Origin of the sequence: Paenibacillus senegalensis JC66, from assembly GCF_000285515.1 — a bacterium.
GTDB classification, from domain to species: Bacteria; Bacillota; Bacilli; order Paenibacillales; family NBRC-103111; genus Paenibacillus_L; species Paenibacillus_L senegalensis.
Window position 1 is genome coordinate 33,020 of sequence record NZ_HE610965.1, and the last position, 4,649, is coordinate 37,668.

8 protein-coding genes and 1 tRNA gene are annotated in these 4,649 nt (G+C 43.2%); 2 read left to right on the top strand and 7 right to left on the bottom strand.

The genetic code is table 11. The annotated features are described in order from the left end of the window. The 5 genes from PSHG_RS31290 to rpsF all read right to left on the bottom strand — a co-directional run. On the bottom strand, window positions 1-1,337 hold a 1,337-nt coding region (locus PSHG_RS31290), incomplete at its 3' end, for an adhesive domain-containing protein (protein ID WP_010279163.1). Window positions 1,338-1,353: 16 nt separating this feature from the next. Continuing rightward, complete coding sequence (locus PSHG_RS24500; protein WP_010279166.1) at window positions 1,354-1,755, bottom strand: hypothetical protein; 402 nt, start codon at window positions 1,753-1,755, stop codon at window positions 1,354-1,356. Between the two features lie 533 nt (window positions 1,756-2,288). Beyond that, window positions 2,289-2,567, bottom strand: a complete 279-nt coding sequence (rpsR, locus tag PSHG_RS24505) for a 30S ribosomal protein S18 (RefSeq protein WP_010279169.1) — start codon at window positions 2,565-2,567, stop codon at window positions 2,289-2,291. A gap of 24 nt (window positions 2,568-2,591) precedes the next feature. Continuing rightward, window positions 2,592-3,050, bottom strand: coding sequence for a single-stranded DNA-binding protein (ssb, locus tag PSHG_RS24510; RefSeq protein WP_010279172.1), 459 nt, complete (start codon window positions 3,048-3,050; stop codon window positions 2,592-2,594). Window positions 3,051-3,100: 50 nt separating this feature from the next. Beyond that, a complete protein-coding gene (rpsF, locus tag PSHG_RS24515; protein WP_010279175.1) occupies window positions 3,101-3,385 on the bottom strand; it encodes a 30S ribosomal protein S6 in 285 nt (94 codons plus the stop codon). Window positions 3,386-3,630: 245 nt separating this feature from the next. Between rpsF and PSHG_RS24520 the strand changes: the two genes are divergently transcribed. Beyond that, window positions 3,631-3,813 carry a YjzC family protein gene (locus PSHG_RS24520; RefSeq protein WP_010279178.1) on the top strand — a complete coding sequence of 61 codons (183 nt, stop codon included), beginning with the start codon at window positions 3,631-3,633 and terminating at the stop codon, window positions 3,811-3,813. 11 nt (window positions 3,814-3,824) lie between these two features. After that, a complete protein-coding gene (locus PSHG_RS24525; protein WP_026021595.1) occupies window positions 3,825-4,076 on the top strand; it encodes a hypothetical protein in 252 nt (83 codons plus the stop codon). A 191-nt stretch (window positions 4,077-4,267) separates the two neighbouring features. On the opposite strand, the gene PSHG_RS24530 is transcribed toward PSHG_RS24525, so the two are convergent. Then, window positions 4,268-4,359, bottom strand: a tRNA-Ser gene (locus PSHG_RS24530). A 41-nt stretch (window positions 4,360-4,400) separates the two neighbouring features. Further along, complete coding sequence (locus tag PSHG_RS24535) at window positions 4,401-4,628, bottom strand: DUF951 domain-containing protein (RefSeq protein ID WP_026021596.1); 228 nt, start codon at window positions 4,626-4,628, stop codon at window positions 4,401-4,403. Between the last annotated feature and the right edge of the window lie 21 nt (window positions 4,629-4,649).

Consider the following 4,649-nt stretch of genomic DNA (forward strand, 5'->3'; position numbering starts at 1 on the left):
TCCGCATCAGCGTCGGCATCAGCGTCAGCATCCGCATCAGCGTCAGCGTCAGCATCAGCGTCGGCATCCGCATCAGCGTCGGCATCAGCGTCGGCGTCAGCATCAGCGTCGGCATCAGCGTCAGCGTCGGCGTCAGCATCTGCATCGGCGTCAGCATCTGCATCGGCGTCAGCATCTGCATCGGCGTCAGCATCTGCATCGGCGTCAGCATCTGCATCGGCGTCTGTATCATCGTCATCAAACAAAATCGTATCCGAATCTTCCATAGAAGATAGCAAGTCAACATCAACGACCGAAGTGTTAATGCCAGCGCCGTAGACGTTTACTTCACCAGCTACTCCTACAGGCTTCTCAACAAGCGTATTCAGCGATACCTGGGTATTGCCGATAACGTGGACTCCAGCCAAATCATTAGCAAGATCAATTGTTCCATCTGCTATACTATCGGTGACTCCAACAATTTCATTTGCGGTATTTGTAACAGTACTAAGTACCTCATTAACTGCATTATTCAGACCCTCAATAATAAGGCCCACACCTGGTATGTTTTCTGCACCAGGCAAAATTCTAATTTCTACGGCATTTAATGCATCAACTGTATCTTGTAAAAGTTGGATTACCACATCTTTAACAGCGGTTTCTAAATGATTTCCGAGACCATCTGTGAAATTAACTACTAAAGAACCATCATTACCAACCACAACTTCGACTTCATCTTCATAAGCAAGCAAATCTGCTAATGCCGTATCAATATTGTTCAAAGCGCTAAGAGCTTGTTCTAATTCCGATATTCCATTTATAGTCAATAAACTATTTGGAATAATACTACTTTGCAACCTATCAACAACGCTTAATACTTCACTAACAGTTCCTGTTAATAGATCAGTTACACTGCTGATAGTACCTCCCAACGCCGGCAATTTATCCATCGTAACCGGAAGGATTTCCACACGCACTGTGGCATCTCCCTCAACAGACCATTTGTCTTTAATCTTCGGCGCATAAAAGACAAACAATCTTTCCGGGTTAGCTAATTCGGCCTCCGCCAATCCAGTACCAGTGAGGGAAAGCGCTAGCCTGTAAGGACCCTCTCCATCCACATTGCTCAAATTCGCATTTATGGCAACATCTGCAAGAAGACTCACGTCTGCCAAAGAGGCTGCCTCCACAGCAATAATCGGACTAAGCTTCCCGATTTGGGCAAAATGCGGTGCGCTGAATGTTAACGCAGTAGCAACCACCGTGCTGGCAATGATTTTTTTCGTCTGCTGCAGCCTTCTCTTGTTTCGGGTATGCATGCTTTTCTTATAGTCGAACGACTTACGTCTTCCCTTCAAATCAATCTCCTCCGTCTCAAAAATTATTTATTAGACCATCTTCCTCTTTTGTCTCTCTTAGCTGCCGATCGTCTATCAATTCAACTCCTACGGATTTGAATTTGGCCCTCCCAACATTGTCTTTCCTTCTATCTTCCTTCAAGTAATAGAAAAATAACGTTTTTAAAAGCTCATACTGGAGCGGACTGCTGTATTTGCCTGTGTACAATCTTTCCAGAGCCTCATCAATCATTTCGATTTGCTGGCTCAACTGCTCCCGGTCTCTTACTTGACTCGCATTAACCTTCTCTAAGCTATCCTTCAGAATTTTCCTTCTTTCGATTAGCTCGAATATCAAGCAGCTAATGTCCTCTTTTGTCCAGCTAGGAAACCTCTCAAAAATCCGCTTTATTTTCCTTTTGGTGATGATATAAATCATCCCCTCCTCTAAAAATGATAGATAAAAATGAAAGAATTCCATGCTACCAAAAATTTAAACATATGTATAATACATTTGTTTTAAACAGAAGTATAATACACATGTTTAAATAAAACAACAGTACTAACGAGCTATTTCTACAATTTTTTCATTTAAAAATTACTAGGTTTGTATAGGAAAAATTAATAATATGGAGTAGTGCCAGGGAATCTTTTGAACTTCCAGAAGTGTTCTCAAAGTTTCCAAAAAGCGGGGAAAACCAAGGAGTTTTAAGGGATTTCATTGGGTTGGACGAGTTACTATAAACAAAATGGATAAAACGAGTTCCTTTTCTAAAAAATGTAGAACTGGGTTTATTTGGTTTTTCAAAATTGGTTCAAAAAAAGTTGTATTTTGAAATATATAGGATGAGGGTATGTGAATGGAGGTGCTTGTTTGGTGAGTCATCCATGATGACATAGCTTTATCAGAGGCAGCGAAAGAAGTAACGAAAAATGGCCCCGATCTTCTCGGAGCCATTCCACTCATTCAGACTATTCCGTTGTGTAAGGAAGCAAAGCTATTTGACGAGCGCGTTTGATCGCGATAGTCAGCATGCGCTGATATTTCGCGGATGTGCCCGTTACACGGCGAGGAAGAATTTTACCGCGTTCGCTGATAAACTTCTTCAATGTTTCGATATCCTTGTAGTCGATGTGAGTGATTTTATTGGCAGTAAAGTAACATACTTTACGACGTTTGTTCCGCCCACGGCCTCTGGAAAATCTGCGCTCAGAACGCTCTTCGCCGCTGTTTTCTCTTCTAGTGGTCATGTGATCTGTTTCAGTCCTTTCTCATTAAAATGGTAAGTCATCGTCGGAAATATCGATCGGTTTCCCGTCATCGGAGAAAGGATCTTGCTGCTGACTCCGTTGGTTCCCGTAACGGCTCTGGGGAGCTTCTTCCCGCATTCCGCCGCCACTTGCCGGCTCACGATTAGCAGACTCCAGGAATCTAACATTATCGGCAACTACTTCTGTAACGTAGACTTTACGCCCTTCGTTATTCTCATAGTTGCGCACCTGGATCCGCCCCTCCACTGCAGTCAGACGTCCTTTGCGCAAATAGTTGGCACACGTCTCCGCCAATTGGCGCCATGTGACAATATTAATGAAATCCGCTTCACGTTCGTTCTGCTGATTAGTAAAAGGCCGATCCACTGCCAGTGTAAATTGGGTAACTGCCACACCCGTTGGTGTATAACGCAGCTCAGGATCTCTGGTTAATCTGCCGATTAGAATGACACGGTTCAACAAACCTTTTCCCTCCCCTACATTCCGATGCTTTGTTGATTCACTCTAGTGAATTATGCTGCGTCTTTAACGATAAGATAACGAATGATTTCATCGGAAATCTTCATTACCCGATCTAGTTCCGCTACAACCTCAGAAGTTGCATTGAAATTTACCAATACGTAAATTCCATCACGGTAATCATCGATCTCATACGCAAGACGGCGTTTTCCCATTATCTCACTTTTCGTGATTTCCCCACCATTATTAATGATGCCTTCGAATTTCTCGATCGCGGACTGAACAGCATCCTGTTCCAATTCGCTTTTAAGAATGTACATCACTTCATATTTGCGCATATCGATTCACCTCCTTTTGGACTTAACGGCTCCTCAGGCAGACCCTTTCGGAGCAAGGAGCGAGATAAACTTATTCAAACTCGCACCATAATACTATACCAAATTGGCTCTCTAAATACAAGCGAAAGCCTATGATGCAGCTTGAAAACCGAGCCTTTCGAGAGAATCCCTGAATTTGGCTTTATCTGACTTACATGGTTTACAAGGCGATCGACTATACTATCCTTAAATGGAGGTGAACAGGCATGGGAGAACGCACCGAGTTTAACCCGGGAGACCGCGCCCCTAATGCTGGACAATATATCGAAATTGGAGAAAATGATTTTCACATGGGGATCAACAATCCAAAGAGCGTTACCTTAAAAAAAGGGGAGCGTTTCCCGGAAACAACTAATCACAATCGCAAGTGGCACCGTAAGCCGCATTAAGGAATACGCCGATGAGAAGAAAAATAACTTGGTTGTTTACTTTAATCGCCGTAGCTATCTGTTTCATTCATTTTTTTGGATATGATCCTAAAAACATGATTCTGCTGTCGCTTAGTGTTCCCCTGTGGTTTTTAACAATGGCAACCGATTTGGAAAACATAAGCTTATTCATCGCTTATGGATTAACAATTGCCTCTTGGGCATTGATGGGTTATTTTGTTGACCGCTGGATCACTTCAGACAATCGCAACCAAGCAAGCTAATCCAAGACGAGCCATAAGCAGCTTTCATTAATCCCCATGAAAAAGCCTTCTGCATATAAGGACGCAGAAGGCCATTCTAATTAAAGTATGTATTATTGTTAGCGTACAATATCCTGTGCCCATAATCCGCATCATCATCTATCTATGCCCTATTTGTACAAACAATCGATATCAACGAGCTTTAGAAATTATGGCGGAAAGGGTGGGATTCGAACCCACGCACGGGAGTTACCCGCCTAGCTGATTTCGAGTCAGCCCCCTTGGACCTCTTGGGTACCTTTCCATTTGGACAAAGAGTATTGTACCACATCAGATATCAAAAAATCAATGGGATTCTTCAGATGGCTCGGACGCAGAAGATGCCGCCGAACGAAGCACTTTCTTCAGCTTGCTCTCGAACTTCGCCCGTGGAACGAGCACACTATGCTTACATCCCGTGCAGCGAATCCGGATATCCATCCCCATTCTAATAATTTCCATTTCATTTGTTCCACATGGGTGCGGCTTTTTCATTTGAACAATGTCCCCAAGCTCATATTGCTTTCGTTCCATATTGAATTCTCCTCCCTCAAT

What these genes read in the sequence shown, in the direction of transcription:
- PSHG_RS24500 (WP_010279166.1), bottom strand. Translation starts at nt 1,755, where the DNA reads ATGATTTATATCATCACCAAAAGGAAAATAAAGCGGATTTTTGAGAGG.
- rpsR (WP_010279169.1), bottom strand. Translation starts at nt 2,567, where the DNA reads ATGACCACTAGAAGAGAAAACAGCGGCGAAGAGCGTTCTGAGCGCAGA.
- rpsF (WP_010279175.1), bottom strand. Translation starts at nt 3,385, where the DNA reads ATGCGCAAATATGAAGTGATGTACATTCTTAAAAGCGAATTGGAACAG.
- PSHG_RS24520 (WP_010279178.1), top strand. Translation starts at nt 3,631, where the DNA reads ATGGGAGAACGCACCGAGTTTAACCCGGGAGACCGCGCCCCTAATGCT.
- PSHG_RS24525 (WP_026021595.1), top strand. Translation starts at nt 3,825, where the DNA reads ATGAGAAGAAAAATAACTTGGTTGTTTACTTTAATCGCCGTAGCTATC.
- PSHG_RS24535 (WP_026021596.1), bottom strand. Translation starts at nt 4,628, where the DNA reads ATGGAACGAAAGCAATATGAGCTTGGGGACATTGTTCAAATGAAAAAG.